This is a genomic window from Mesorhizobium sp. LEGMi-168a (genome assembly GCF_058312955.1).
The window spans coordinates 1-1,467 of the sequence record NZ_JBZEGV010000092.1 but is presented as its reverse complement, the minus strand read 5'-3'; the positions used below and the strand labels follow the sequence as shown (position 1 = coordinate 1,467).

The following is a 1,467-nucleotide window of genomic DNA, read 5'->3' as shown; positions in this document are numbered from 1 at the left end:
CTGCCGACCGCGTCGAAGATGCGGGCGTTGGCCTGATGCGGCACGAAGCGGTTGATGTCCTGCGGCTTCAGCCGCGCCGCGCCCAGCGCCTCCTGGGAGCAAGCGGTCATCATCGCCACCGCCTTGCTGAACACTTCGCGGCCGTCCACGATCGTCATCCGGGTTTGCTCGATATCGAGACCGTCGTGGAACGGTCTGTTGCTGCCGCCGGCGGGAATCTGGATCAGCCCGTAGCGCGAACCGTCCGAGTCCACCGAAGCGCCAAGAATGCCGCGATCGGCATCCTCGCACGGACCGATCACGACCGCGCCGGCGGCATCGGCGAACAGCACGGCGCTGGCGCGCTCGGCCAGGTTGATGCGGCGGCTGAGGATGTTGGCGGCAATGACGAGCGCGGGTCTGCGGTGCAGGCGGGTGAACCCGTCGGCGAACATCAGTGCATAGATGAAGCCGGCGCAGGCGCCGGTCAGATCGATGGCGCCGGCGCGGCCAAGGCCAAGCCGATGCGCGACCAGCGGCGCGCTCGGCGGCAGAAGATGGTCGGGCGTCGAGGTGGCCAGCAGCAGCAGGCCGACGTCACCGCGGTCGATGCCGGCATTTGCCAGCGCCATGTCGCCTGCCTGCGCGGCAAGGCCCGACAGCGTGTCGTCACCCGATGCCCAGAAGCGTGACCGGATCCCGGTACGCCGCTCGATCCAGCCCGGCTCGAGGCCGAGATTGTTCTCGATCTCGGCATTCGCAACCTTGCGTGTAGGCGCATGATGGCCAAGCCCGAGGATACGCGTCGACCGGCTCATGGTTTCGAGCCGAAGCGTTCACCGGCCTCCTCGATGGCGTCATAGAGCCGGTCGAGCTCGTCGCCGGTGATGCAATAGGGCGGAAGCAGATAGAGGACGTTGCCGAGCGGACGTACCAGCAGTCCCCGCTCGAGGAAGAACGCCCGCAGCTTCGGCCCGATCTCGGCAAGATAGCCGGCGGAGCCGGTGCGCAGATCGAGCGCCGCGATCGTGCCGGTAACCCGGCTGTCGATGAAGCGGGGGTTGTCGCGAAAGCGGCGCAGCCCGGCGGCCTGTTTCGCGCCCAGGGCCGCGATCCGTTCGGCGACGGGCTCGTCGCGCCAGATCTCGACATTGGCGAGTGCGGCCGCGCAGGCAATCGGATTGGCGGTGTAGGAGCTCGAATGAAAGAAGGTCTTCTTCCGGTCTGTCGAATAATGGGCCTGGAAGATGGCGTCGGTCGCCAGCGTCGCGGCGAGCGGAATGGTGCCGCCGGTCAGGCCCTTCGAAGTGCACAGGATGTCGGGCGAGACGTGTGCTTGCTCGCAGGCGAACATGGTGCCCGTCCGTCCCCAGCCGGTCATCACCTCATCTGCGATCATTAGCGTGCCGGAGGTTTCCGCGATCTTCTTCAATTCGGCCACAACCCAGGCCGGATACATCAGCATGCCGCCGGCGCCGAGCACCAGCG

At 67.1% G+C, this 1,467-nt stretch carries 2 protein-coding genes; both read right to left on the bottom strand.

Annotated features, from left to right (window positions below; all coding sequences use genetic code 11):
* On the bottom strand, nt 1–797 hold a 797-nt coding region (gene bioZ / locus AC4FWB_RS34055), incomplete at its 3' end, for a 3-oxopimeloyl-[acyl-carrier-protein] synthase BioZ (protein ID WP_491030593.1).
* A partial coding sequence (locus AC4FWB_RS34050; RefSeq protein ID WP_491030592.1) for an aminotransferase class III-fold pyridoxal phosphate-dependent enzyme occupies nt 794–1,467 on the bottom strand: 674 nt, incomplete at its 5' end. The genes AC4FWB_RS34050 and bioZ, both read right to left, overlap by 4 nt.